Source organism: Paenimyroides tangerinum, from assembly GCF_003865405.1.
Taxonomy (GTDB): Bacteria; Bacteroidota; Bacteroidia; order Flavobacteriales; family Flavobacteriaceae; genus Flavobacterium; species Flavobacterium tangerinum.
The window spans coordinates 1-25,625 of record NZ_RQVQ01000031.1; the positions used below are offsets into that span (position 1 = coordinate 1).

Here is a 25,625-nt window from a genome sequence, read left to right on the forward strand (position 1 = left end):
AACTTAAATAATGTTTACAAAAATGTAGCTTAACTTATACTGAACTTTTTGTTTGCATATCCAATGTGACCACTTGCGTATTCCGTTGCTGTACGAACATCAACCAACTGAACATTTTTGACTTTCATTAATTGTTGAACCTCTTTAGCTGTAATAATATTAGAAGTTTTCAAACCATTTAATTCTTTTACATCAGAAATATAACCATAAATGTTGTCCATTCCAATGCGTATCAATTTACGTTGTAAATTTTCGATTTGATCTTCATTGCCCACCAATACTATTTGATTGTTGTAATCTACCAAAGATCCTACAAACGTTGCAAATGATTTTCCACCTTCAATATGTAAACTACCTGGAATAAAGCCTTTCGCTACTTCCTCTTTTTTACGAGCATCAATCACCAACACATTATTTTTGATGGCATTCTCTAATTCAACAGTTGATAAATTTTGAATTTTTGGTATTTCAATCAATAAAGGTCGTACCGATTTATTCCATTGTTTCATTACCGCAAAATATTTAGGTGGTTCAGGCTGACCATCTAAAATAAATTTAGTAAACGCATCTTTATCATTCAAGTATTGAAAAGCAGGGCTTGTTGCCATTTCTTGTTCCAATGTAGATTGAGGAATGTTGCTCAAACTTTTACCACAAAACGAACCAGCACCGTGACCAGGCCAAATCTCTGTGTTTTTAGGTAATTTAATGAACTGATTCAATGATGTAAACAATTGATATGCTCCTTCAAATTGCGACCCTTTTTGACCGGCCGCTTTTTCTAATAAATCAGGACGACCCACATCACCTACAAAAATAAAATCTCCTGTAATAGCTTTAGTTGGTGCCGTCTGATCTTTCGTGTTTTTTACTAAAAAAGTTAAGCTTTCTGGCGTATGTCCGGGAGTGTGTATCACCTTTAGTTCAACATTTCCCAATTGTATAATTTGCTGGTCTTTTAATGGTTGATGATCAAAAGCATATTGCCAATCAGGTCCACCTTCGTTAGATAGTAATAAATCCGCTTGAGTAGCTTTTGCTAATTCTGGTGCCCCACTTAAATAATCGGCATGAATATGTGTTTCAGTAACATATTTTATCGTTAAACCATTTTCTTTTGCATATTCTAGATAGGTATCGATATCACGTTTTGGATCTATTATGATAGCTTCATTTTTATCATTCGCAATGATGTAACTCGCTTGTGATAAAGTTTCATCGTAAATTCTTTCAAAGGTCATTTTTTGTGAAAAACCTTGTACGTAGGTTACAAATGATAAGACAAATAAACTGCTTTTTATAAATTTCATGATCATATAACTATATTTGAGTAATGTTTTTAAAAATAGAAAGTAGTTTTGTATTCTTTTGTAACAAATGTTACAAAAGAAAAGCATTGTTTATACAATGCCTTTTCTTTATAAATTTTCTTTTAGTAAACGTTCCAACTCATTCGCAGGAAAAACACCTGCTTGGCGCCAACGAATTTGTCCATTTTTGAAAATGATTAATGTAGGCACGCTTCTTACTTGGTACTGAGCGGCTACCGATTGGTTTTGATCGACATCGATTTTGATTACCGATACTTGATCACCTAAGTGTTGTTTTACTTCTTCTAAAATAGGAGCTTGCATTTTACAAGGTCCACACCAAGTAGCAAAAAAGTCTACTAAAACAGGTTTATCTTGATTAATGATTTCTTCAAATGTCATATCTATTTTTCTTTTTTAAATAATGAAAATACCAACCCTCCCATCATACCACCGTACAATGTACTGTTTCTTGGGTTTGATGTAATAGCACATGTGCCAGAATTGCATCCCACATAATGCCAATACAAATACCCTACTATAAGACCTACAGCAACACCTATAATGGTTATGATATGTTTTTGAAAGAATGTTTTCATTTGATTTCTGTAAATGTTGTTTCTCTATTATTTTTTGATTGATTACGTGGTACAGAACACCCGTTGGTACCACAACAACCTATATTGAACAAAGGCATAAGTGCTAGTAACAAACCTATTCCAACAAACAACCACTGCTGTAAATCAATTCCTTGATAAATGATTGCAATGGCCATAGCCAATCTTAGCAAACGCATCAAATTCCATGATTGAATCCACTGTTTCATTGTTTTATTTTTTAATAAAATGAATAAATACTTCACTTCCTTGTCGTGGTGGGATGCTGTTGTAACAAGCTTCCATGGTTTTGATATCGAAAAGGTTTTCAAAAATAGGACGATATTCACAAGGGCAACCTCCAAATGGTGGAAATGGATTATTGAACTGTTTGTCGAATAAAACTCCTACAATTCGTCCGTTTTCCTTTAAAATGTCGTGCATTTTTGCGGCATATTCCTTTCTTCTGAACGGAGGAATCGCACTAAAAAATGTTTGCTCTATGACCAAATCATAACCACCTTTATGTTCGAAGAAATCTTCTAACAAGATGGTGATGTTGGGATTGTTTTCAAACTTTTGTTTTAAATTCTCAACAGCCTTTGGTGCAATATCAATTAAGGTAATATTGGTGAATCCTTGCTTTACTAAATATTCTGCCTCGTAAGCGTTTCCGCATCCAGGAATCAGAATCGCTGTATTTTTATCAACAATTTCGTCTATGTATTTTGTTATTGCAGGAGTAGGATATCCTATATCCCAACCCGTTTCTTGTTTTTCCCAACGTGTATCCCAATACTTTTGATCCATAGGAACATCACATTGCGTAATACAACATGCTTCTGTTTTATTTTCCTGCTCCATCTTTAATTGTATTTATTTGTTGCCAAGTTCCACCATTTACAACATTGGTAAAACCATTCTGTTCTAAAATAGCTTTGGCTTGACCACTCCTGTTTCCACTTCTGCAAAATACCACAATATTTTCGTGATTTTTGAATTTTGTTAATTGATTTTGCACTTGGTCCAAAGGTATATTTACCGAACCAGGTACGTTTCCTTCTGCATATTCAGCGGGTGTTCTGACATCTACTAAATAGGCGTTATTAATGATACTTTTTAACTCTTCGTCGTTGTTCTCTGAGAACATATTTTTTAGTAATCCAAACATAATAATGATAATTAAACCTGAAAAAATTATTTTAAAACTTTGCTTTGACATACGAAATCAGTTTTAGGGATTTGAGTTTCAGCTATGGCTTTGAAGCCTCCTTCAATTTCGATAAAATTTCTATACCCACGCGCTTGAAGAATACTTGCAGCAATCATACTTCTATAGCCTCCTGCACAATGTAAATAGAACGGTTGTTTTGGATCGATATCGTTGATCCAATCGTTGATATAAGCCAAAGGTTTGCTGTAGGCATCTTCTACGTGTTCTGCTGCATATTCAGATTCCTTACGAACATCAACAACCATTACTTCTTTACCTTCGATTTGAGATGCAAATTCACTTGCTGTGATTCGGTGAACCGTATCGATTTCTTTTTCAGCGTCTATCCAAGAAGAGAATCCACCTTTCAAATGACCTAAAACGTTATCAAATCCCACACGACTTAAACGCGTTACTGTTTCCTCTTCCATACCAACGTCTGTTACCAATAATATCGGTTGATTCACATCTACAATCATAGCACCCACCCAAGGTGCAAAATCTCCGTTGATGCCAATATTAATGGATTGAGGAATGAATCCTTTAGCAAAATCTCCATTGGCACGAGTATCTAAAATTAAAGCACCTGATTGTTCAGCTACATTTTCAAAATCTGCTACAGTTAAAACCGTCATTCCTTGAGATAATACCTTTTCAAAACTTTCGTATCCTTTTTTATTCATCATTACGTTCATTCCAAAATACGCTGGAGGTGGTAATAAACCATCGGTAACGGCTTCAATAAACGCTTCTTTAGAAGGTTGATTTAGGGCATAATTCATTTTCTTTTGATTACCTAAAGTATCAACCGTTTCTTTCATCATATTTTTACCACAAGCCGAACCTGCACCGTGTGCCGGATAAACAGTAATATCGTCTGCTAACGGAAGAATCTTGTTGTATAAACTATCGTAAAGCATTCCCGCCAATTCTTCTTGCGTCATACTAGCTGCTTTTTGAGCCAAGTCAGGTCGACCTACATCTCCTAAGAATAAAGTATCACCACTGAAGATTGCAGATTCTTTTCCGTTCTCGTCTATTAATAAATAAGTTGTACTTTCTAAGGTATGACCCGGTGTGTGTAACACTTTAATTTTAATATTTCCGATTTCAAAAATTTGATTATCCTCCGCTATAATTGCTTCGAATTCAGGCTGAGCGGTTGGTCCGTAAACAATTGGAGCATTCGTTTTTTGACTTAAATCTAAATGTCCACTTACAAAATCGGCATGAAAGTGCGTTTCGAAAATGTATTTTAAAGTCACGCCATCTTTTGTTAAACGATCGATGTATGGTTGTGTTTCACGAAGTGGATCGATGATTAATGCTTCTCCATTACTCTCTATATAATAAGCACCTTGAGCTAAACATCCTGTATATATTTGTTCTATTTTCATTTTATATATTTTTTAATTTATTACTGTAAATTTCGTGCTTTTGTTTTAATTCTGTTGTAACATTTGTTACAATAACTATTTTATTAACAGTTCTTTAATTAATATGATACATCCCATAATCATCACAAAATATCCAAAAATGGGTTTTAATTGTTTGGCATCTAATTTTTTGTTCAATTGAACTCCGAAGTACATTCCAACCAAGGCGATAGCTAAAATTTTTATTAAAAAGGAAAAGTTTAAAGATGAGATATCGTGTGATCCTAAAAATCCAATAAATGATTTAACCCCAATAATAAATAGTGAATTGGCTACGGCTTGTTTTACACTCATTTTTCCAAAAATCATTAATATAGGTACTATAATAAATCCACCACCAGCACCAACAATACCTGTTATTAAACCTTCTAATAATCCTGCAACCATTAAGGCTATATGATTATATGGACAATCGATACAATCAGGATTATTTTTCTTTTGTTTAATCATAAAAAAACCAGAAGTCAGCATTAATAAAGAAAAGAATAACATCATAAAAGTGTTTTTCTCGATCTCAAATCCCAAAAACTTGAAGTAGGGTGGGATTGATGGAAGAACAAAAGAACGTATTGTATATAAGGCTATCATTGAAGGAATACCAAATTGAAGTATTTTTGTGTAAGACAACTTCTTTTGTACCACATGAGGTGTTGCCGCAATTAAACTTGTAATACTAACTAGAGCTAAAGAATATGTCGTAGATAACGTGGCAGGAATTGCAAATAGATACACTAAAACAGGTACGGTAAGAATGCTTCCACCTCCACCAAATAAACCAACCAGTAAACCGATGACAACAGTTAATATAAAACCTATGATTTCCATTGTTTTTAATTTTATACTACAAAGGTCTATCTATATTAATAAGTAGAGCGTAACATTTGTTACAGATCGATGCAGCAAAAAAAAGATGTTTCTACTGAAACATCTTTTATAAAATCGTAATGCTGTTACGTTGTTGCTTAATAAAACCTTCATTTTCTAATGCTTTTATCAATCGAGAAATTACCACACGAGAGGTATTCATTTCATAAGCAATTTCTGCATGTGTTTTATTTACTGTTCGTGTTTTATTAACACTAGCAACTTCTATTAAATAATTTTTTAATCGACCTTTTGAATCATTAAAAGCTAAATTATCTATAGAACGCATCATTTCGTCTAAACGATCTTGATAACTATTAAAAACAAAAGCGCGCCAAGTTGCATATTTGGCTAACCATTCATCCATTTTTTGAACCGGAATCATCAACATTTCACCATCGGTTTCTGCCGTTGCACGGATGTTACTTGTTTTTGTCCCCAAGCAACAGGTCATAGTCATGGCACAAGTATCACCTTTTTCTAAATAGTACAATAAAAGCTCTCCATCATTATCATCATCACGCATAATTCGTATCGCACCATGCAAAAGCAAGGGCATATGTGAGATAGTTTGATTTAAATCTATTAAGATTTCATTTTCCTCAAAGGAACGAATTTGCCCAATTTGAACCATTTCATCTATTAATTCTTCTTCAAAAAGCGAACTAAAATAACTTTCTAATAAACTTTTATTTATCATATTTATTTTATTAATGAGGTAGATAATCTTTTAATATTCCGTACAACCATGTACCTGTTAATGCTGCTAAAATTACAATAATTATAGAATAAGTTCCTGCACCTAAAAGTACAAAGATAGGACCAGGACAAGCACCAATTAAAGCCCATCCTAAACCAAAAGAAATACCACCGAATAAATAGCGACTAATTGATTTATCTTTAGATTTAATAACAATTGGATTACCATCAAGGTCTTTGGCACTCTTTCTCTTAATAAATTGTATTCCAATCAATCCAATAACTAATGCTGAACCAATAAATCCAAACATATGAAAAGATTGAAATTGAAACATTTCTACTATTCTAAACCATGAGGCTGTTTCTGCCTTATACATAGTGATTCCAAAAATCACTCCTAACACAATATATAAAATACTTCTCATTTTTAAAAAATTATTGGTAATAATAAATGAACCATGATTAATCCTCCGATAAAGAAACCGATAACAGCAATTAATGAAGGTAACTGTAAATCACTTAAACCTGAAATAGCATGTCCTGAAGTACATCCGCCAGCATATCTACTTCCAAATCCAATAAGTAATCCTCCAATGATTAAAACAGCTAATGAATTTGCATTCAAAGTTTCAAATATTTCTGTAGGACCATAACTTTTTCCAACACTATTAAATCCAAGGTTTTGCAAATACTCAGTTGTATATGCAGATATTTCAGGAATTTGATTGTTTGACAATACGTTTGCTGCTAAATAGCCACCAAGCACAGCACCAACTAAAAAAAGTAGATTCCACTTTTGAGCTCTCCAATTAAAATCGAAAAACGAGCATCTTTTTCCAGCACCCATTGCAGAACAGATAGTTCTAAAATTCGAGGAAAACCCAAAACTTTTACCTAAATAAATCAAAGCAATCATTGTAAATGCAATAATAGGACCTCCTACATACCAAGGCCATGTTCCAAATATCCAATCCATAGTTTTAATTTTTATTTTGCGAATTTCAAACATTATTTACTACTATTCAGTAACATTTGTTACAGTTCACTCAATTTAATGCGCCTAAGCTAATAATTGATTTATAAGTTTTTTTTGAATTAAAAAAAAGAGGTTAATCTGATATCTAAAATAATTAATGAAAATTTTCAATTTGAAATAATAATCGTAATATTGCAATGATAATAATAATTCATGGGTACTACTAAGTCAGAAATATTTACAATAGAACAAAATAAACTAGCTACTTTATTTAAAGTATTGGGGCATCCAGCTCGTATTGCTATAATTCAGCACATCATCAAACAAAATGCTTGTATATGTACAGATTTGGTAGATGTATTAGGTTTGGCACAAGCTACTATTTCGCAACATTTGAAAGAATTGAAAAGTATTGGAATTATCCAAGGAGCTATAGAAGGGAAATCGGTTTGTTATTGTATTGATCTAAAGGTTTGGGTATCGATTCAGAATGAGTTTTCAAGTTTTTTTAATCAAAACGTAAAAATAGAGAAATGCTGTTAAAGCATTTTTTTCAAATAAATCATCGTAATATTACGATTAATAAATGATAATTAAAAAGTATATGAAACTTTCAGAAATCAAAGAAATTTTACCAACATTAGATGATGTTGTTTTTCAATTAGAGGATGGTACTTTCGTTCCAGAACATTTCCACGTAACAGAAGTTGGGCAAATCACAAAGAAATTTATTGATTGCGGTGGTGTTGTTAGAAATGAAAAAGTTGTTAATTTCCAATTATGGAATGCAGATGATTACGAACATCGTTTAAAACCTGGAAAATTATTAAACATCATTCGTTTATCCCAAAACAAATTAGGAATTGAAGATGCTGAAATAGAAGTAGAATATCAATCGACTACAATTGGGAAATACGATTTAGAATTTAATGGAAAACATTTTATTTTAAAAAATAAAAAAACAGCCTGTTTAGCTGAAGATGCTTGTGGTATTCCTCTAGCAACAGAAAAAAAATTTAGTGTAAAAGAAGAAAAATCGTCTTGCTGTACACCTAATTCTGGATGTTGCTAATATTATATTTTTGTCTATAAAAATCAATATGGATCAAAAGATACAAATTAAGGAAATTGCAAGGTTGTTTTTCAAGCTTGGAGTGATTGGCTTTGGTGGTCCTGCGGCTCATATTGCTATGATGCAAAGAGAAGTGGTCGCGAAACGGCAATGGATGAGTGATCAGCAATTTTTAGATTTATTAGGTGCTACCAACCTCATTCCTGGACCTAATAGCACTGAACTAGCTATTCATATCGGTTATGACAAAGGCGGATGGAAAGGTCTATTAGTTGCCGGACTATGTTTCATATTTCCAGCAGTATTGATTACCGGAATTTTTGCCTATTTTTATCAGAAGTACGGACAAATTCCAGAAGTTTCACCTTTTTTATATGGAATCAAACCAGCCATTATTGCTATCATTATTGGTGCCATTTATCCATTGTTTTTAAAAGCGATAAAGAATGTTTACCTAGGTGTTATAGCAATTGCTGCAGTCGTTTTATCGCTTTTAGGTATCAATGAAATTTTTTTATTGGTAGGCGCTGGCTTTTTTATGCTTTTAGTAAAAAATTTTCGCCAATCTCGTTCCATGAAAAGTTTTGTTCCTTTAGCTCTATTTCCTGTATTGCATGGATCGTTTCTGTCTACGATAAACCAATCCTTATTTTGGACTTTTCTAAAAATTGGTTCAATTCTTTACGGAAGTGGCTACGTTTTATTTGCTTTCTTAGATACCGAGTTGGTAGATAAAGGCTTACTCACGCGAACACAACTGATGGACGCAATTGCAGTTGGACAGTTTACTCCGGGACCTGTTTTTTCATCTGTAACTTTTATTGGATATCAAATAAACGGATTTTCAGGAGCCATTGTATCTACTTTAGCCATTTTTATCCCCTCATTTATTTTCGTAGCATTAATACATCCTTTAATGAAGTTCATAAGAAACAACCAATCATTTGCGGCTTTTTTAAATGGTGTGAATGTAGCATCTGTAGCGATTATTTTATCTGTTTGTATTATTATGGGTAAAGAAACCATTACCGATTGGAGAAACATTGCAATTGCATTGATCAGTGCCGTAATAGTTTTTCAATTCAAAAAAATCAATAGTGCTTTCATTGTATTATTTGGTTCCATACTAGGCTACTTACTTATTCAATTTTAAACCAATGCAAAACCAATTATTATACACTATTCAGAATAATGTTCTGAATCAAGAGATTTCTAAAAACAGAAAAGCAATTTTACAACCTTTGGTTGTTTACATTCAAAAGAAAGTCAATGATAAGCAGACAATAAATCTCAATTTCATTTGCACGCACAATTCACGCAGAAGTCATCTAGCACAAATATGGGCACAATTTGCAGCATACTATTATAATGTTCAAGATGTCAATTGTTATTCAGGTGGTACAGAAATTACAGCCTTGTTTCCAAAAGTAATAGAAACTTTAAGTCATCAAGGCTTCCAAATCCTCAAAATTTCTGAAGGCGGTAATCCTATTTACGCAATAAAATATGATGAAAATAGTTTGCCGATTATCGGATTTTCTAAAAAATATGATCACTCTTATAACCCAAGTTCAGAATTTGTCGCAATAATGACTTGCTCACAAGCAGATGGTGGTTGTCCTTTTATTGCAGGCGCAGAAAAACGAATTCCAATCACATACGAAGATCCTAAAATTTCTGACGGTACAATAGAACAGACTGAAGTTTATCAGCAACGAAGTGTCGAAATAGCAACCGAAATGATGTACATCTTTTCTCAAATACAAGTTAATTAATGCAGCCTAAGTTAAAATTTTTAGATAGATACTTAACCTTGTGGATATTTATCGCAATGATATTGGGTATTTTAATTGGTTATATATTTCCCAACACCCCAATAATTGTAGAACGTATGAGTATAGGTACTACAAATATACCTTTAGCTATAGGTTTAATTATTATGATGTTTCCGCCATTAACCAAAGTAGATTATACTTTATTACCGCAAGCATTTAAAAACAAGAAGGTAATCGGTTTATCATTACTTTTAAATTGGATTATAGGTACATTTTTAATGTTTGGCTTGGCTGTGTTATTTCTTCATGATCAGCCCGATTATATGTCTGGATTAATTCTTATCGGATTAGCCCGATGTATTGCTATGGTTATAGTTTGGAGTGATTTAGCGAAGGCTAATAGAGAATACACAGCAATGTTAGTCGCATTAAATAGTATTTTTCAAATATTAAGTTATAGCTTTTTGGTTTGGTTATTCATCAACATATTACCAACCAAATTAGGTTTAGCAAATTTTAATGTTTCAGTATCGATGACAGAAGTTACACAAAGTGTATTAATCTATTTAGGAATTCCTTTCTTAGCAGGATTTATCACCCGATACACTTTAATTAGAAAGAAAGGTATACAGTGGTACAATCGTGTATTCGTACCCAAAATATCCCCCATAACACTTTATGCATTATTGTTTACTATTGTGGTAATGTTCAGTTTAAAAGGGGATAAAATTCTTGAACTACCTTTAGACGTTATTAAAGTAGCAACCCCATTAATCATTTATTTTGTTCTAATGTTCTTTATCAGTTTTTTTGTTAACAAAGCAATGAAAATTCCTTATGATAAAAATGCATCCATTGCATTTACAGCAACAGGTAACAATTTTGAACTAGCTATTGCAGTTTCTATAGCCATATTTGGTATTCATTCGCCACAAGCATTTGTAGGAGTTATTGGTCCTTTAATAGAAGTGCCAGTACTAATCCTATTAGTAAAGGCAAGTTTATGGTTAAAGAAAAAGTATTATTCCCAAAGTACCTAAATGTTATTTTTGGGCTATTGACAAATTCCATCTCTTTTTATATCAATCCACACAGTTCACAAACTGACCGTGCATTTCGAATTGCAATTGAATCATGTTCTCTAGAAAGTTTATAAATCCTAGTTGAAAGACTACTCATGATGCAGTATCACGGTTTTTGAGGTCTTAAACTCGCATTGAATCCTATTCAAAATGAACTAAAAATTCTATAATTAAAGAAAATACCATTCTTTTATTTTGAATTTTTTTCAGATATAAGTTTTTGATGTTTTTTATTTTAAAGTTTTCAGGAAAAAGCCATATCGGGTGAATACAAGGCTTTTATAGGGATTATCAAAGAAATCAGGTAACGATTTGGTAACGGTTCTTATTGCTTTGTATTTCAACGTGTTTCCGTTAGCTCAAAGCAAATATACAAAAAAATATTTTTGTGAAACATTGTAAAATTTTTAATGCTCCGAATATTACATTCGGTGTATAGAGGATAAGATGAAAGGGCTTAAAAGCCCTTTTATACGTAATAGAATTTGGTATATTGTTCATTTATATCAGTCTTCTTACTTTTTGTTTGTAACCAATGTATGCTTGTCCGTGCTCTTTGGTTAAAAATTCTTCTTCAAGTCGGATTTGGATTTGAATGAGAACGTAACCTAATATCAAAAAAATCAATGTCAATGTGTTTGGTGTCGTAAAAAAAAGTCCGACTAAACTCAAAATCATTCCGAAAAAAATCGGGTTTCGTGAAACTGAAAATAGTCCGCTTGTTACCAATTCTGTTTTTGTGTCCGTGTCAATACCGATACGCCAAGAATTTTTCATATGCCCTTGTGCAATTACTGTCCACACTAACGAAATGAAAAGAAGTGTAAGTCCAATGTATTTTACCGTCTGGTTGTTAAATTGTACGATTGGTAAGAAGTTGTCGTGCCAAGTCGGGAAAAAGGCATAAGCAAGAACGTAAATAAACATTGCTATCAACGTCAGTTTGAAGTAAAGCCCGATAAGTCCGTAAGCACTGTTGTCTTTGGGCAATACAAGTGGGTTTTTGCCTATTCGTTTTGCTACTACAACCGATTTCAAAACAAAGGCAACTCCAAAATAAATAATGAAGTATATCGGCAATATTATTCTCAAAAAATCTATCATACCGTGATTTATTTTTGTTAGTTAAATTTCATACGTTGTATTCTTACCGCATTTAGAATAGCCAATAGAGCCACTCCAACATCAGCAAAAACGGCTTCCCACATTGTAGCTAACCCACCAGCACCAAGTACAAGTACAATCGCTTTTACTCCAAATGCCAATGTGATATTCTGCCAAACTATTTTCTTTGTCTGTTTTCCGATATTGATTGCCACAGGAATTTTGCTCGGCTTATCGTCTTGTATGACCACATCTGCCGTTTCAATGGTAGCATCGCTTCCCAAGCCGCCCATTGCGATACCTACGTCGCTCAATGCCACAACGGGAGCATCGTTCACACCGTCGCCTACGAAAGCAACGCTTTCGCCTTTGGCTTTGATTTCTTTAACCTTGTTTACTTTATCTTCAGGCAATAAATCTCCGAAGGCATTATCTATTCCCAACTGTTCCGCTACATACTTTACCACTGTGCTTTTATCTCCACTAAGCATAGTAGCTTTAACATTGAGCTTATGCAATAGATTTATCGTTTCCTGTGCGTCTTCTTTGATACTGTCGGCAATAGTGATATAACCGACAAATTTGTTATCGTAAGCAACGGCGATAGTCGTATATACGATGCTGCTCGGGTCTAAATCGTATTGTATCCCGAACTTGTTCATAAGCTTGAAATTTCCGACCAATAAGTCTTTACCATTTATGGTTGATTTCAGTCCGTGTCCTGCGATTTCCTCTGTATTTTCCAAGCGGATTGTATTATCAGGTTTCCCAACGTATTCGTGAATGGCTGTCGCTACGGGGTGCGTACTGTGGCTTTCCAATATGTTGACCAATTGCAGGATTTCGTCTTGATTGAACGCTTTGTCAAATACAACTTCCTGAACCTTAAAAACGCCCTCTGTCATTGTACCCGTTTTATCCATTACCACGTTTTGGATATTGGAAAGAGCATCTAAAAAGTTGCTTCCTTTGAATAGTATCCCGTTTCTACTCGCTGCTCCGATGCCACCGAAATAACCCAATGGAATACTTATCACTAAGGCACAAGGACAAGAAATAACCAGGAATACCAAAGCCCTGTACAACCAATCCTTAAACTCATAATCAGCTACGAAAAAGTAAGGCAGCACACAAATAGCGACCGCTAACAGTACCACAATAGGGGTATAGATTTTCGCAAACTTGCGGATAAATAATTCCGTTGGTGCTTTTTGTGAAGTAGCATTTTGTACCAATTCCAAAATTTTACTCAACTTGCTATCCGTATATGCGGTTGTAACCTGCACTTGTGCAACGGTATTAAGGTTTATCATACCTGCCAAAACCGTTTCGCCTTTGGCTTTGGTGTCGGGCTTGCTTTCGCCTGTGAGTGCTGCGGTGTTGAACGATGCCGTTTCAGATAATAATTCTCCGTCCAAACCTAATTTTTCTCCCGGTTTCAGTTGTATGATTTCGCCGATGTTTACGGTTTCTGCCTTTACGGTTTCCGGCTGATTGTTTCTTAAAACCGTTACCTCATCAGGTCTTTGGTCGAGCAATGATTTGATGTTTGCTTTGGCTCTGGACACAGCCATTGTTTGAAAAACTTCTCCAACAGCATAGAATAACATCACGGCAACACCCTCCGGGTATTCGCCAATGGTAAATGCCCCGATGGTGGCAATGCCCATTAAAAAGAACTCTGAAAAGATTTCTCCCTTTCTGATGCTTTTCACAGCATCTGTCAATACAGGAAACCCAACGGGAGCATACGCTACCACATACCAAATAATCCTTACCCAACCTGTAAACCATTGCTGTGGAAGCCAATTATCAAATGAAATGGCAACAAGCAACAATACCAATGATATGATGCTCGGCAAAAACATTTTCATCGGACTACTATCACTATGGCTGTGGTCGTGTCCGTCATCATCGCTGTGGTCGTGTTGATGCTTTTCATTTACCAACTCTTTTGCACCTGCTTGGGTGTAAATTTTTTCTTCCTGTGTGCAACAAGTCATTTTGCCTTGTGCATCGTAAGTATGCTTGTGATTTTTGTCTGTATTTATCATAGCCTTTAATTTTTTAGGTTCGTTACACTTTTTTATTTCTTATTCTTTCCACGTTATTATTCATTATATGCCTCACGATATTCTGAAAAGCAAATCGCTTAAACGCATTTAGCTTTTGCTGATGCTTAGAATAAAATTCATCGGGTGTATCAAACACACCAAAGTCCTGATTGATGCCTTTATCCTGAATAAACGTATTATTGAGGTTCCATTCAATCGGCGGGTTCTCAAAATTATCTGTATAAACCCCGAAACCGCAAAACGTGGTTTTGCAATCGCTGTTCTGCTCCTGCAATTTTGTGAGATAAGATTTATCCAAAATCACGCCCTCTAAAAAATACCACTGCTCATTTACCCATACTTCTACCCAGCTATGTAAGATATTTTGAGGCGAAAGTTTGTACCAAATACCCGTAATAGCTCCTTTTTGCAAGGCTTTGTCAATGGTAAAACCGTGAATGCGGTTAGGTATTCCCGTTGCTCTTAATAACGCCATTAGCAAAGTTGCCTTTGTATTGCATTGTCCGTAACCGTCTTTCAGAATTTCTGATGCAGGTATATCGTCCGAAACATTATAGCCAAATTTTATTTCATCTCTTACAAAATTGTAAATGGCTTTAACTCTTGAAACAGTGTCCAAATCTTTCCACCCTCTTAGTTCCAATAACTCTTGTATAGAAACGTTTGAGTAGTCAAGGATGTTTGTTTCTTTAAGATAGTTGTCCATAACACATTTATATTTATAACAAAGGTACACAGGTAGAGCCTGCAATGCTATTGCAAACTCTCCTTTAAACAGTTCTCACAAATACCTTTACCAAATAATTTTATTTCGTCAATACGGTAATTCTGACTTCCATTCTGTGGAATTGTGAAATCCTCCTTGCAAGTAGTCTGTTTGCAAATTTTACAGTAGAAGTGCAGATGCCAATCCTTGTGCGTTTTCTCATCACATTCATCGTGGCATAAAATATATTTAGTTGTGTTATTCTCCTGAATACTGTGTACAATGCCTTTTTCTTCAAAAGTCTTCAAAGTCCTATAAATAGTAACCCTGTCGGCTTTGTAAAAATGGCTTTCAATTTCAGACAATGACATTGCTATCTGCTGCTGTTTCAAGAAGTCATACACCAAAATCCGCATACTGGTAGGATTGGTATTTTTATCTAAGAGTTTCTGTTCTATGTTCTTGTTCATAACAAAACTATTTAATGAGCATGTCCATCACCCGTATTGCTCAATTTCGCATTTACAAAAAATGCACCTTTTACAACGACATGTGTCCCTTCGGCAATTTTATTAACGGGTGTAATAGCCGTATAACCTAATTCCGTAGCACCTTTCATCACTTCTATCTTTTCAAAACGTGTGCCTTGTTTCGAACCGTGGTTGTGACTTTCGCCTTCTTTATGTTCGTGAGGTTCTTCCTCCTTCTCTTTGACCAAAAAGATATAATATTTACCATCTGCATTGACAATTGCTTCATTTGGAACAGACGGACTCAAAGCTCCATCCAGATTTACTATACCTGTTATATTCATTCCGTCAATAAGTCCTATTTTATCTCCAATAACCTTACTGTGCACAGCAATAGTCTTGCTATTACTATTAAATGAAGAACCTATATTATATACTTCGGCAGTATATGTTTTGTTCGGGCTGTTTGTTACAATAAAGTCTATTTTCTGACCAACTTTGATTAAAGGAACGTCTTTTTCAAATACCTGTAAATCTAAATGCAAAGCACTGTTTTCAACCAGTTCTGCAATGGGCGAAGAGACATCTACATAGCTTCCAATCTTGGCAAAAACGTTACTAACTATTCCATTTATGGGACTTGTAACTGTTAATGATGATTTAAGGGTGGAATTTGACAGTGAAGTCGGATTAATACCCATCAGCTGTATTTGTTGTTGCAATGATGCTTTTCGGGTCCTTAAAGTATTCAATTCGGTTGTAGCGCTTTGCAAATTCTTCTTTGCACCTACATTCCCCTCGTTCAGGTCTCTTTGTCTTGTGACTTCTTGTTCTGCGAATACTATTCCGCTATTGATTGTTAGATATTCCTCCTGTAGCTGTATAAATTGCGGATTGGAAATAGTAGCAATCGCTTGTCCTTTCTTTACATAATCTCCTATTTCTACATTAAGCGTTTTTATTATACCCCCGAACAGGGACGTAGCATTAGCCTTATTCGTATTGGGCACTCTTAAGAATCCATTGGCTTTCATCGTGGCAGATAATTGTTTCTGTTCAATTGAACCGATTTCAATACCTACTGTTTTTATTTGCTCATCGGTAAGTGTGACCGCATTTTCTTCTTCGTGTTCATCTGATGATGTTTCCGACGGTGTATCGTGATTATGTCCATCTCCTTCTTTATGATTGTTTGTACAGGCATAAAAAGAAATTAAAGCTCCAGCGATTAAAACGCCAAAAAATAACTTATTTATATTACGTTTCATATATCTTATTTGCTAATTAGTGAATTGATAAGTGTTACAGTTTCATTGATCTGCTGTATGCTCTTTAAATAATTAAGTTGGATATCGGCTGTTGTTTGCAAAGCAAAAAGATATTCAACATATGATATTTCGCCAGTGCCATATCCGAGCTTTGCCGCTTGGATGATTTCATCAGCGTTTGGAAGCGCCTGCTGCTTGAAATAATTAAACTGTGTTAAATACTGCTCATATTGGTTTATGGCATTTGTCAGCTCTGTTTTTAGCTGTTGTTCCTGCCATTTCGCATTCAACTCTAATGACTGTTTTTGATAATCAAGAGCGCGTATTTTAGCTTTGGTAGCTCCAAAAGTTAACGGAATGGAGATACCTACATCAACAAAACTAAACCTTTGGTCTCTTCCGTAAAATTGCTCTACACCATTCCTACTATGCATTCCTATTAACGAGACATTATTATACCCTATGGTAAAATCTGGCAGTCCATTTGCTCGTTCTACTTTTTTACTTTGTTCAGCAATTTTGGCATCCTGATATAACATTTGAATACGAGGATGATTTTCAAGGGCAGAACTATCAATAAAAGAACTTAAAAGCAGCGGTTCGTATTCCGGTTTGGATACAATAACAAAATCGTCCGGTGTCTGCATTAAGGTTTTAAGATATTTATAGGCATTTTGTCTGAAAATCTCATTTTGTTGGAATAACAAGTTTATTTCACCTTTCTTGGTAACTGCCGTATTTACATCAAGTTTGCCTATATCTCCGGTTTTATATCGTAATTCTGCAACTCTGATAAAATCTGCGTATATACTGTCCAAGTGTTTCAAAACGGAAGCATTATGCTCTAAATATTCTAACTGATAATAATAGTTTCTGACCGTTCGTTTCAGTTCGTTTTCTGTCAATGCTTTTATCCACTGCTGACCTATAATCCGTTCTTTGAGCAAATTTTTCTTTGCACCAAAGAGTGTAGGAAAAGGTATATTTTGAGAAATCTGAATGCCATCATTATATTCAAAACCATCATTATTTCCGTACTGGAAGTTTAAATCTGTTTTGGGTAATTCAAAAGCTGTTTTACTTAGGCTTTGAACTGATTTAATTTCCATATTTTTCGCCTGTATTTCAGTGTTGTTCTGTAAAGCAATTTCAATAGCCTGATTTACATCTATGGTTTGAGCATTACTGTTTTGAGAAAAACCTAAGAAAACCAACAGCAATAATACTGGAGTTACAGTTTTAAATTTGCTATTTCTCGGCGGTTTATTGCTTTTCATAAATAGAAGGTATAATAGAGGTAGTACAAACAGCGTTAATGCCGTTGCTGTAATTAACCCGCCAATAACCACGGTTGCCAAAGGTTTCTGAACTTCTGCACCTGCACTGGTACTCAACGCCATAGGCAAAAATCCCAAACTTGCCACGGCTGCTGTCATTAATACAGGTCTTAACCTTGTTTTAGTTCCTTCAATAATTCTCGGTATAATCTCATTCCAACCCTCTTTTTCTAATCTGTTAAAGGTTGAAATCAATACTATTCCATTTAAAACGGCTACACCAAATAATGCGATAAATCCAACGCCTGCCGATATACTGAAAGGCATATCCCGTATTAACAACGCAAACACACCTCCGATGGCACTCATCGGAATTGCGGTATATACTAAAATGGCTTCTTTCAGAGAATGGAAAGTGAAATACAATAGAATGAAAATTAAAAGCAATGCGATAGGAACAGCAATCAATAATCTGTCGGTCGCCTTTTGAAGATTTTCAAACTGACCACCATAGGTAAAATAATAACCTGTCGGTAGCTTAACCTGATCAGCCAATTTGTCCTGAATTTCATTGACTATACTTGCTACATCTCTTCCCTGGACATTAAATCCTACATATATTCTGCGTTTACCTCCTTCACGGCTGATTTGCGCCGGACCCAATTTATAGTCAATCTCGGCAATCTGCGAAAGCGGTATCTGGTCTCCGTTTGGAATCGGAATAAAAAGATTATTGACATCTTCGATCGAAGCTCTATGAGCTTCATCCAATCGTACCACTAAATCAAACTTGCGCTCATTTTCATAAACTACACCTGCTGCTTTCCCTGCGAACGCTGTACTGACAATATCATTTACTTGCTCTATGTTCAATCCATAATTAGCGATGCGTGTACGGTCATATTCGATATTGATTTGCGGAAGCCCTGCTACCCGTTCTACTTGTGGGACTGTTACTCCTTCCACTGATTGTATGATATTATTAACCTTATTCGCATAAATTTGTAGAGAGTCCATATCTTCTCCAAAGATTTTCACAGCTACATCCTGCCTGATACCTGTCATCAGCTCATTGAAACGCATCTGTATAGGCTGATTGGCTTCAAAGAATACACCGGGAATACTTTCCAGTTTCTCCATCATTTCGTTTGCAAGCTCGTCATAGGATTTTTTAGTTTTCCACTCTTTTTGAGGTTTCAGGATAATCATTAAGTCAGTAGCTTCGGGCGGCATAGGGTCTGTTGGCACTTCAGCTGCTCCGGTTTTACCGACTACCATTTTTACTTCATCAAATTCCTTAATAATCCTTGATGCCTGCATTGAAGTTTCAAGACTTTGACTCAATGAAGTCCCTTGCGGTAAGATACAGTGAAAAGCAAAATCTCCTTCTCCTAATTTCGGCAAAAATTCTCCTCCCATATTTGAAAAGATGAAAATACTGATTGCAAAAATTCCTACCGAAACGGCAACAACTATATGTTTTATTCTTATCGCTTTCTCCAATAAAGGTTGATATATACCTTGCAAAAAGCCTATCATTTTATCGGAGAAATTCTTCTTGGTGATTGGTTTTTTGGATAAACACAATGCACTCATCATCGGGATATAGGTAAATGACAGGATTAATGCACCCAAAATCGCAAAACTAACCGTTTGAGCCATTGGGCTGAACATTTTTCCTTCTATACCGACCAAGGCTAATATAGGGATGTAGACGATGAGGATAATAATTTCTCCAAAAGCAGCACTTGTACGGATTTTCCTTGCCGATTCATAAACTTCCTCATCCATTTCATTTTGGGTAAGTTTCAGCTTCGATTTTCGTAAACCTAAGTGATGCAAAGTGGCTTCAACCACAATCAAAGAACCATCCACTATCAATCCAAAATCAATAGCTCCCAAACTCATCAAATTTGCACTCACGCCAAACAGCCTCATCATCCCCAATGCAAAAAGCATTGATAATGGTATAGCTGATGCGACTATCAAACCTGCTCGAAAATTTCCTAAAAAGAGAATTAGCACAAAAATTACAATCAGCGCACCTTCAATGAGGTTTTTTTGAATTGTACTGATTGCCCTATCAACCAAATCCATTCTATCTAAATAGGGCTCTATTATGACATCATCAGGTAGGGATTGTTGGATAACAGGTAATTTTTCCTTGATATTTCTTATAACGTCAGAAGTATTTTCTCCTTTTAGCATCATTACAATGCCACCTACGGCATCTACTTCGCCATTATAGGTCATCGCTCCGTATCGGGTAGCGTGACCAAACTTTACTTCGGCTATATCTTTGATAAATACTGGAATACCGTTCGTGTTTTTTACAACGATATTTCCTACATCTTCAAGCGAAGTGACCAAACCTACTCCCCGAATAAAATAAGCATTCGGCTTCTTATCGATATAGGCACCTCCGGTATTTTGATTATTGGATTCCAGTGCCGTGAAAATGTCAGAGATACTGACATCCATTGCTTTAATCCTATCTGGATTAACAGAAACCTCATATTGTTTAAGCAAACCACCGAAACTATTGACTTCGGCAATTCCCGGTGTACCGTATAGTTGGCGGGCAACAATCCAATCCTGCATTGTCCGCAAATCCATTGCGGAATATTTATCCTCACTGCCTTCTTTCGGGTGAAGAATATATTGGTACACTTCCCCAAGACCAGTACTCACTGGTGATAGCTCAGGAGTACCAACTCCTTCCGGTATTTGCTCTTCTGCCTCTTTAAGCTTTTCGTTGACTAACTGTCTAGCAAAATAGATATCTACTTCGTCTTTAAAAACAACTGTTACAACGGAGAGTCCAAATCTTGAAATACTTCTTATTTCTTCTACATTGGGAAGATTAACGATGCTTTGCTCAACGGGGAAAGTAACCAATTGTTCTACTTCCTGTCCGGCTAATGTAGGAGATAGGGTAATAATCTGAACCTGATTGTTTGTTATATCAGGCTGGGCATCAATGGGGATTTTGGTGGCACTCCATACCCCCCAGATGATAAGTAATAAGGTCATCAATCCTATGATGAACTTATTCTTTATGGAGAATTTTATAATATTATCTAACACTTTTTGTTGCGATTAATGATGAATTAATAATGATAAAATCATAATGATTGTGTTTTTAGGCAATATAAATAGCCTAAAAACCGAGCTAACGCTGTTTGCGTTAAGCTGTAATCACTAAAACATTAAAAATTAAGCATTAACCTTTGGCGGTTGCCAAATTTTCCCGAAGTAGCAGGGGATAAAGATAGATTTGTAATATATTTCAGGCTTAGACAGTTCAAAAGTCTTCGCCTTAACTAAGTTATATACATTCCATTGAAGCACTATGCCCGACACCATTCCACAACAACCGCATAAACAAAACGGGCTGCACATATCAGGTTTTTCCTGATGGTCGTGGCTTGCTTTATGGGCTAATTCTTCTGAATGGTTATGGTTTTGAAAACTCTCCTTTTCATACATATCGGTACACGGCATTAAAAATACCGCCATCATATAAATTGCCAATATGGAAAAAAAGACTTTCATATTCTTTTGCAAAGTTAGTAAAAAAGTAATGCAATGGCATTGCATTGTTTATTGCAATCGTCTCTTTTTCTTCTTCATTCGTTTGGCAAACTGTTCTTCCTCGTAATCCACGCCCTGTGCATCAGGTAACAGGCTGAACAATCCCCAATCGAAATTAGTCGAATGCTCCTGTGTGATAAACTCAAATAGGTCTTTCGTTGGTAAGTCGTCCATTGTATTCATAACAGGGCTGTCCTGTACCTTTAATTCGGGCTTGTTGCCATTGTTCCACCAATCGTTAAATACATTTGCTGACAGGCTTCTATCTAACTGCGAACCGTTCCAAACGGTACGGCTACCGTTATCAATAAAAGTTATGCCGTAAATCCGTCCGCTGTGGTTACGCCTGACAACGGTATGAATGTTCTGCTCGGCAAGTTGCTTTCTAAATTCCTTTTCGTTGTTTGTGGTGTGCATAGCCAATTCAACGGTATTCTTTAGGACAGACCTTGCAGGGTTGGTTTTCATTTTCTCCTTTGACTGCTCAAAGTGTTTTTGCAGTTGGGCAATCCCTGCATCTTTTCCGAATAGCGATGCTTTGAACGGGTTGCTTGCCTTGTTTCCTTTCTCGTCCAATGCTACATACACTAATCCGTGTACAGGCTTGCCGTTCCGTTCTCCCTTTATTTCCTCTGCCGTAATATTAAAAAACGAAAGCAAGGCGTTGTATGCTCCAAGACTTGTGTACTGATAATATTTCGGCAGATGCCGTACTACCGAAGCCATTTGGCTCTTTATATCGCCTTTCTGCTGTTCTACCTTTTTGAAAATCCTATCAGGTTGTTTCTGCTCCTGCTCGGTTGCTTTGTGCAGGTTGTATTTCTGTTCCAAATCCCGACAGATTGCCATTGAACGTGGGTGGTCGTAATCATCGGGGATTTTCTTGCCGTCAATGCCCACACAGGTCGAAACGATATGGATATGTGTTCGGTCAATGTCTGTATGTTTGAAAACAATATAAGGCTGATTACCGTAACCCATACGCTCCATATACTCCTGTGCCATTTCGGTAAACTGTTCATCGCTTACCTTGTCTTTCGGGGTTGGGTTCAGCGAAATATGCCGTACCGTTTTTTCCGTTTTGATGTTTGCCGACAGGTACGGCTCAAAGCACTTATTGAAATACGCTACGGAATACCTGCCGTTCATTGTATCGGGTATCTTGTTCAGTAATAAAACCGCTCCGTTTTCCGTTCCCACTTTCTGTTGATTGTACAAAATCGCTCCGTACATATTGCTCCCTTTTCCGATTTTTGCAATCATAATTTCACTCTTTATTCAGGTATTTATTTTCAAATTCATCGGTAAGAATTAAAACCTTTAGCAATAGTTCTTTCATTTCTGCTGTCTGTTTTTCTAATTTATAGAGATATGCAGATGCTTTTTTCTCTGAAAAATTGGCGTTCAATAACCTTACAATCTGATTATAATTGGTTGCTATTCCCCGAAACTGACCGAAAAATTTGGTCAATCCTGCGTGATATTCTACTGCATTCATATCAATTTTTACAGTCTTTACCGTCTTCTGAAAGATACAGGCTGTAATGAAATGTGCCTTTACACTTATCCCCGATTGGTCAAAGAGGGCAAGGAACTTGGCGTTTTCCTCTGCATTCAGGTTAATGGAATACCGATGTACGGCAGGGTCATTCTTCGGTTTTCTCCCTGTTTTCCTAAACTGTTTACTGTTCTTTTCTTCCATAATAAATCCATTTCTAATGTTAAACAAAACTGCGACTTCGGAGCGGTTTTCAGCTTCCTGCAAGGACAAGTGCTTTTGAGGTACAGAAATTTATTTCGAGTACCTCAAAAGATAACTTGCTCTGAACAGGGGTTCAGAAAAATCCGTTTTGCAAACGGATTGGAGTTAGCGAAAAACAGTACGAAGCTGTTTTTCATTTTTGTCCGTAAATACGCTGATTTTGATGTGTTAAACTCCCTCTGCTGTTCCTTTACAAAGTAAAGGAACTATGGACGTTCGGCACTCGGACAAACACTACCTCTGAACGCCAAATGCTACCATACTGAAATGAAAGGCTGATAATATCCAAAAAGAGAAAAAGATGGATGGGAAAAATGAAAGTATTGATGCAAAACTGTATATATGAGCAAGTATTTACATACATAAATAAGTGCATAAATCTGTATGTACGCTTGTATGTAAATATGCTTTTACGCTTTTATTTAAAAGTGTACCTATGTATGGGAGTAGGTAGGTAGGTACAAACACTCGAAGTAAACACGTTTCTCCCTTTTAAAATTGTTTCCAAAAGAAAAAACAGAAAAAAAAGAAAGCCATTCAATCAAGGCGGACAAGCGGAAAACCCAAAAGGAAACGGAATAAGTCCCGAAGGGTGGCAGGGCAGCACAACAAACTCGGCGAAGCCAACATTTGCCCTGCCATTATGCCGTAGTCTTTTGGTTGGGTGGTGCGGTGGCTGTCCGCTTTACCTTTGCGACCTTTTTGTTCTTTTTTTTGGTACATTTTTAAATGTTTCTTTTATAGTATTTACATCTGAACGCCAAATGCTACCTCTGACTGCAACATTGGAAAACCCTGTATAAGTACCTTATATTTTTGAAGTCTAAATTGATTAAATATGGAAATAACAGTTTTAGACATTCAGATTTTAAAGGCATTGCACAAGGAAGTAAAGGAAGTTTCCAATTTGATTTCGGAGATAACTGCACCTTACAGAGCATTGCAACAGGCAACGAAATGGCTCGACCAACAGGAAGCCTGCCAACTGCTCAATATCAGCAAAAGAACATTGCAGACGTACAGAGCAAAGGGCATTCTTGGGGCAACACAAATCAATCGGAAGACTTATTTCAGATTGTCCGAAGTGGAGTTACTTATGCAGGGAGAGCGACCATTAAAAAAGCAAAAGAAATGAAACAGATTGGAAATTCAAACGAGGATATGCTTGCCCTGCTCGAAGCTGTGGTAGGCAACAAAAACGAACTGCTGTATATCAGGGAATATTTCCACCCATTGTTAAAAGGGGAAATCTACCTGTCAGGCGAACAGGTTTGCGAAATGCTACATATCAGTAAACGGACTTTACAACAGTACAGAGATGACGGACTGATACCCTTTATCAAACTCGAACGGAAAATACTTTTCCGTGAAAGCGATATTGTGAAAGTGTTGGAAGACAACTATCAGCGTTAGCCGATTAAAGAATGTTTTAAAATTGTAGCCGTATCAGGTCAGTTAAAGAAACAGCCCATTGCTTAAAGCGGTGGGCTGTGTTGTTGTATGAACGATTTTGTAAAATGCTTGTACTTTTTTATCACGATTATCGTGTTTGTATAAACGTCAGTAACAGAAAAATGTGCAAGTATTTTTTGTTGGTAAAATTAAGATAGCAAAACGAGTTGAATTTTCTGCAAAAAGTTCAGCCGTTATTGCATTTACACTGCGTGCCTGTTAATCAACAAGCACCGATATGTGGTCTTTTTTAATCAAATTGTTTCATCAATTCTATCATACTTAATTTATATCCGTTTAAAAGTTTGAATAACTCTTCACTTACAATGAACATATTGAAAGCATAATCTACTTTTTTACTAATCGAAAATTCTGTTGTTTCGGCTAATCTTATACGCATCATAAATTCGTTACCATCATCAATTCTATCAGTATTAAATTTTATATGCTCATTTGAGAAGTGGATAAAACCACTTGTATTCTCATACAACAATCTAAATCCAGGATAAAGATTGTCTAATTTCTGAAATAAATATAAATCTGTCATTTTGTTGCCTTCAGCATCTTTTATATTTCTGATATGTTCTCCATTTTGAATTCGTTCATAAAAGTCTAATCTATCCTGAACTAAACTTAAAGCAAATAATCTCATGCAATTATCGGCTTGAAGTCTTAATAAATTTATTGCAGTTATCCAATTATTTGAGTCTGAGAGTGTTTTAAAACCTCTATTTAATTCAATTGCTCGATGTACAATTGAAAATGTGAAATGACTTGGTTTGGAAAGTAATTTTCGTTGTGTTTCATTTGTGAAAATATCAATAGCAGTCTAATTTAGCTTTTTATTTAATTCTTCCAACGATGCAAATACTTGGGTTAAATCAGCTTCCGAAA

The 25,625-nt window shown here is 35.6% G+C and carries 27 protein-coding genes; 6 read left to right on the top strand and 21 right to left on the bottom strand.

The features are described from left to right. Window positions 1-29: 29 nt before the first annotated feature. The 11 genes from EG240_RS12215 to EG240_RS12265 all read right to left on the bottom strand — a co-directional run bounded on the left by EG240_RS12215 (window position 30) and on the right by EG240_RS12265 (window position 7,094). The gene (locus EG240_RS12215) at window positions 30-1,241 is read right to left on the bottom strand and encodes an MBL fold metallo-hydrolase (protein ID WP_158612023.1); all 1,212 of its coding nucleotides are present in this window, start codon (window positions 1,239-1,241) and stop codon (window positions 30-32) included. Window positions 1,242-1,418: 177 nt separating this feature from the next. Further along, on the bottom strand, window positions 1,419-1,712 hold the full coding sequence (trxA, locus tag EG240_RS12220; protein WP_125019676.1) for a thioredoxin: 294 nt from the start codon (window positions 1,710-1,712) through the stop codon (window positions 1,419-1,421). Window positions 1,713-1,714: 2 nt separating this feature from the next. Next, window positions 1,715-1,909 carry a DUF6132 family protein gene (locus EG240_RS16885; protein WP_125019677.1) on the bottom strand — a complete coding sequence of 65 codons (195 nt, stop codon included), beginning with the start codon at window positions 1,907-1,909 and terminating at the stop codon, window positions 1,715-1,717. Further along, complete coding sequence (locus EG240_RS12230; protein ID WP_125019678.1) at window positions 1,906-2,136, bottom strand: hypothetical protein; 231 nt, start codon at window positions 2,134-2,136, stop codon at window positions 1,906-1,908. The genes EG240_RS16885 and EG240_RS12230 overlap by 4 nt, the downstream gene beginning before the upstream one ends. Window positions 2,137-2,140: 4 nt before the next feature. Next, entirely contained in the window at window positions 2,141-2,770 is a 630-nt protein-coding gene (locus tag EG240_RS12235) for a methyltransferase domain-containing protein (RefSeq protein ID WP_125019679.1), read from the bottom strand. Beyond that, complete coding sequence (locus EG240_RS12240) at window positions 2,754-3,128, bottom strand: rhodanese-like domain-containing protein (RefSeq protein WP_162497965.1); 375 nt, start codon at window positions 3,126-3,128, stop codon at window positions 2,754-2,756. The genes EG240_RS12235 and EG240_RS12240 overlap by 17 nt, the downstream gene beginning before the upstream one ends. Further along, on the bottom strand, window positions 3,104-4,516 hold the full coding sequence (locus EG240_RS12245; protein WP_125019680.1) for an MBL fold metallo-hydrolase: 1,413 nt from the start codon (window positions 4,514-4,516) through the stop codon (window positions 3,104-3,106). Before EG240_RS12245 ends, EG240_RS12240 begins: the two co-directional genes overlap by 25 nt. 75 nt (window positions 4,517-4,591) lie before the next feature. Continuing rightward, window positions 4,592-5,380 carry a sulfite exporter TauE/SafE family protein gene (locus tag EG240_RS12250; protein WP_125019681.1) on the bottom strand — a complete coding sequence of 263 codons (789 nt, stop codon included), beginning with the start codon at window positions 5,378-5,380 and terminating at the stop codon, window positions 4,592-4,594. 106 nt (window positions 5,381-5,486) lie between these two features. Continuing rightward, on the bottom strand, window positions 5,487-6,119 hold the full coding sequence (locus EG240_RS12255) for a Crp/Fnr family transcriptional regulator (RefSeq protein WP_177765207.1): 633 nt from the start codon (window positions 6,117-6,119) through the stop codon (window positions 5,487-5,489). Window positions 6,120-6,129: 10 nt separating this feature from the next. After that, window positions 6,130-6,543: a DUF6691 family protein gene (locus EG240_RS12260; protein WP_125019682.1), complete on the bottom strand. Its 414-nt coding sequence runs from the start codon at window positions 6,541-6,543 to the stop codon at window positions 6,130-6,132. Window positions 6,544-6,545: 2 nt separating this feature from the next. Then, entirely contained in the window at window positions 6,546-7,094 is a 549-nt protein-coding gene (locus tag EG240_RS12265) for a YeeE/YedE family protein (RefSeq protein ID WP_125019683.1), read from the bottom strand. A 213-nt stretch (window positions 7,095-7,307) separates the two neighbouring features. Here EG240_RS12265 and EG240_RS12270 point away from each other — a divergent pair, with 213 nt between their 5' ends. From EG240_RS12270 to arsB, 5 genes are all read left to right on the top strand, one after another. After that, the gene (locus EG240_RS12270) at window positions 7,308-7,637 is read left to right on the top strand and encodes an ArsR/SmtB family transcription factor (RefSeq protein ID WP_125019684.1); all 330 of its coding nucleotides are present in this window, start codon (window positions 7,308-7,310) and stop codon (window positions 7,635-7,637) included. 61 nt (window positions 7,638-7,698) lie between these two features. Then, on the top strand, window positions 7,699-8,166 hold the full coding sequence (locus EG240_RS12275) for a DUF6428 family protein (RefSeq protein WP_125019685.1): 468 nt from the start codon (window positions 7,699-7,701) through the stop codon (window positions 8,164-8,166). Between the two features lie 28 nt (window positions 8,167-8,194). Beyond that, complete coding sequence (gene chrA, locus EG240_RS12280) at window positions 8,195-9,319, top strand: chromate efflux transporter (protein ID WP_125019686.1); 1,125 nt, start codon at window positions 8,195-8,197, stop codon at window positions 9,317-9,319. 4 nt (window positions 9,320-9,323) lie between these two features. Further along, window positions 9,324-9,941, top strand: coding sequence for an arsenate-mycothiol transferase ArsC (locus tag EG240_RS12285; protein WP_125019687.1), 618 nt, complete (start codon window positions 9,324-9,326; stop codon window positions 9,939-9,941). Continuing rightward, a complete protein-coding gene (gene arsB, locus EG240_RS12290) occupies window positions 9,941-10,981 on the top strand; it encodes an ACR3 family arsenite efflux transporter (RefSeq protein ID WP_125019688.1) in 1,041 nt (346 codons plus the stop codon). Before EG240_RS12285 ends, arsB begins: the two co-directional genes overlap by 1 nt. Before the next feature lie 543 nt (window positions 10,982-11,524). Here arsB and EG240_RS12295 read toward each other — a convergent pair. The 9 genes from EG240_RS12295 to mobA all read right to left on the bottom strand — a co-directional run bounded on the left by EG240_RS12295 (window position 11,525) and on the right by mobA (window position 23,219). After that, window positions 11,525-12,013, bottom strand: a complete 489-nt coding sequence (locus tag EG240_RS12295; protein ID WP_235830381.1) for a methyltransferase family protein — start codon at window positions 12,011-12,013, stop codon at window positions 11,525-11,527. A gap of 131 nt (window positions 12,014-12,144) precedes the next feature. Further along, entirely contained in the window at window positions 12,145-14,181 is a 2,037-nt protein-coding gene (locus EG240_RS12300; protein WP_125019690.1) for a heavy metal translocating P-type ATPase, read from the bottom strand. A gap of 22 nt (window positions 14,182-14,203) precedes the next feature. Beyond that, window positions 14,204-14,908 carry a transglutaminase-like domain-containing protein gene (locus EG240_RS12305; RefSeq protein ID WP_125019691.1) on the bottom strand — a complete coding sequence of 235 codons (705 nt, stop codon included), beginning with the start codon at window positions 14,906-14,908 and terminating at the stop codon, window positions 14,204-14,206. Window positions 14,909-14,955: 47 nt separating this feature from the next. Continuing rightward, the gene (locus EG240_RS12310) at window positions 14,956-15,378 is read right to left on the bottom strand and encodes a Fur family transcriptional regulator (RefSeq protein ID WP_125019692.1); all 423 of its coding nucleotides are present in this window, start codon (window positions 15,376-15,378) and stop codon (window positions 14,956-14,958) included. An 11-nt stretch (window positions 15,379-15,389) separates the two neighbouring features. Continuing rightward, the gene (locus tag EG240_RS12315) at window positions 15,390-16,646 is read right to left on the bottom strand and encodes an efflux RND transporter periplasmic adaptor subunit (RefSeq protein ID WP_125013931.1); all 1,257 of its coding nucleotides are present in this window, start codon (window positions 16,644-16,646) and stop codon (window positions 15,390-15,392) included. 5 nt (window positions 16,647-16,651) lie between these two features. Further along, window positions 16,652-21,010, bottom strand: a complete 4,359-nt coding sequence (locus EG240_RS12320; protein WP_125019693.1) for a CusA/CzcA family heavy metal efflux RND transporter — start codon at window positions 21,008-21,010, stop codon at window positions 16,652-16,654. A 129-nt stretch (window positions 21,011-21,139) separates the two neighbouring features. Further along, the gene (locus EG240_RS17090) at window positions 21,140-21,523 is read right to left on the bottom strand and encodes a DUF6660 family protein (RefSeq protein ID WP_125019694.1); all 384 of its coding nucleotides are present in this window, start codon (window positions 21,521-21,523) and stop codon (window positions 21,140-21,142) included. A 3-nt stretch (window positions 21,524-21,526) separates the two neighbouring features. Continuing rightward, a complete protein-coding gene (mobB, locus tag EG240_RS12330; RefSeq protein WP_125019695.1) occupies window positions 21,527-22,780 on the bottom strand; it encodes a conjugal transfer protein MobB in 1,254 nt (417 codons plus the stop codon). A 4-nt stretch (window positions 22,781-22,784) separates the two neighbouring features. Next, window positions 22,785-23,219 (bottom strand): conjugal transfer protein MobA, encoded by a 435-nt coding sequence (gene mobA / locus EG240_RS12335; protein WP_125019704.1) that lies wholly within the window; start codon window positions 23,217-23,219, stop codon window positions 22,785-22,787. Between the two features lie 1,191 nt (window positions 23,220-24,410). Here mobA and EG240_RS16990 point away from each other — a divergent pair. Next, window positions 24,411-24,692, top strand: coding sequence for a helix-turn-helix domain-containing protein (locus EG240_RS16990; RefSeq protein ID WP_125019697.1), 282 nt, complete (start codon window positions 24,411-24,413; stop codon window positions 24,690-24,692). 289 nt (window positions 24,693-24,981) lie between these two features. Here the strand turns inward: EG240_RS16990 and EG240_RS12350 are convergent, their stop codons facing one another. Next, on the bottom strand, window positions 24,982-25,383 hold the full coding sequence (locus EG240_RS12350) for a hypothetical protein (protein WP_125019698.1): 402 nt from the start codon (window positions 25,381-25,383) through the stop codon (window positions 24,982-24,984). Between the last annotated feature and the right edge of the window lie 242 nt (window positions 25,384-25,625).

Excerpts from the sequence above, each read along its gene's own strand:
- EG240_RS12215 (WP_158612023.1), bottom strand. The coding sequence starts at position 1,241 with ATGACCTTTGAAAGAATTTACGATGAAACTTTATCACAAGCGAGTTAC.
- trxA (WP_125019676.1), bottom strand. The coding sequence starts at position 1,712 with ATGACATTTGAAGAAATCATTAATCAAGATAAACCTGTTTTAGTAGAC.
- EG240_RS16885 (WP_125019677.1), bottom strand. The coding sequence starts at position 1,909 with ATGAAAACATTCTTTCAAAAACATATCATAACCATTATAGGTGTTGCT.
- EG240_RS12230 (WP_125019678.1), bottom strand. The coding sequence starts at position 2,136 with ATGAAACAGTGGATTCAATCATGGAATTTGATGCGTTTGCTAAGATTG.
- EG240_RS12235 (WP_125019679.1), bottom strand. The coding sequence starts at position 2,770 with ATGGAGCAGGAAAATAAAACAGAAGCATGTTGTATTACGCAATGTGAT.
- EG240_RS12240 (WP_162497965.1), bottom strand. The coding sequence starts at position 3,128 with ATGTCAAAGCAAAGTTTTAAAATAATTTTTTCAGGTTTAATTATCATT.
- EG240_RS12245 (WP_125019680.1), bottom strand. The coding sequence starts at position 4,516 with ATGAAAATAGAACAAATATATACAGGATGTTTAGCTCAAGGTGCTTAT.
- EG240_RS12250 (WP_125019681.1), bottom strand. The coding sequence starts at position 5,380 with ATGGAAATCATAGGTTTTATATTAACTGTTGTCATCGGTTTACTGGTT.
- EG240_RS12255 (WP_177765207.1), bottom strand. The coding sequence starts at position 6,119 with ATGATAAATAAAAGTTTATTAGAAAGTTATTTTAGTTCGCTTTTTGAA.
- EG240_RS12260 (WP_125019682.1), bottom strand. The coding sequence starts at position 6,543 with ATGAGAAGTATTTTATATATTGTGTTAGGAGTGATTTTTGGAATCACT.
- EG240_RS12265 (WP_125019683.1), bottom strand. The coding sequence starts at position 7,094 with ATGGATTGGATATTTGGAACATGGCCTTGGTATGTAGGAGGTCCTATT.
- EG240_RS12270 (WP_125019684.1), top strand. The coding sequence starts at position 7,308 with ATGGGTACTACTAAGTCAGAAATATTTACAATAGAACAAAATAAACTA.
- EG240_RS12275 (WP_125019685.1), top strand. The coding sequence starts at position 7,699 with ATGAAACTTTCAGAAATCAAAGAAATTTTACCAACATTAGATGATGTT.
- chrA (WP_125019686.1), top strand. The coding sequence starts at position 8,195 with ATGGATCAAAAGATACAAATTAAGGAAATTGCAAGGTTGTTTTTCAAG.
- EG240_RS12285 (WP_125019687.1), top strand. The coding sequence starts at position 9,324 with ATGCAAAACCAATTATTATACACTATTCAGAATAATGTTCTGAATCAA.
- arsB (WP_125019688.1), top strand. The coding sequence starts at position 9,941 with ATGCAGCCTAAGTTAAAATTTTTAGATAGATACTTAACCTTGTGGATA.
- EG240_RS12300 (WP_125019690.1), bottom strand. The coding sequence starts at position 14,181 with ATGATAAATACAGACAAAAATCACAAGCATACTTACGATGCACAAGGC.
- EG240_RS12305 (WP_125019691.1), bottom strand. The coding sequence starts at position 14,908 with ATGGACAACTATCTTAAAGAAACAAACATCCTTGACTACTCAAACGTT.
- EG240_RS12310 (WP_125019692.1), bottom strand. The coding sequence starts at position 15,378 with ATGAACAAGAACATAGAACAGAAACTCTTAGATAAAAATACCAATCCT.
- EG240_RS12315 (WP_125013931.1), bottom strand. The coding sequence starts at position 16,646 with ATGAAACGTAATATAAATAAGTTATTTTTTGGCGTTTTAATCGCTGGA.
- EG240_RS17090 (WP_125019694.1), bottom strand. The coding sequence starts at position 21,523 with ATGCAATGCCATTGCATTACTTTTTTACTAACTTTGCAAAAGAATATG.
- mobB (WP_125019695.1), bottom strand. The coding sequence starts at position 22,780 with ATGATTGCAAAAATCGGAAAAGGGAGCAATATGTACGGAGCGATTTTG.
- mobA (WP_125019704.1), bottom strand. The coding sequence starts at position 23,219 with ATGGAAGAAAAGAACAGTAAACAGTTTAGGAAAACAGGGAGAAAACCG.
- EG240_RS16990 (WP_125019697.1), top strand. The coding sequence starts at position 24,411 with ATGAAACAGATTGGAAATTCAAACGAGGATATGCTTGCCCTGCTCGAA.
- EG240_RS12350 (WP_125019698.1), bottom strand. The coding sequence starts at position 25,383 with ATGAGATTATTTGCTTTAAGTTTAGTTCAGGATAGATTAGACTTTTAT.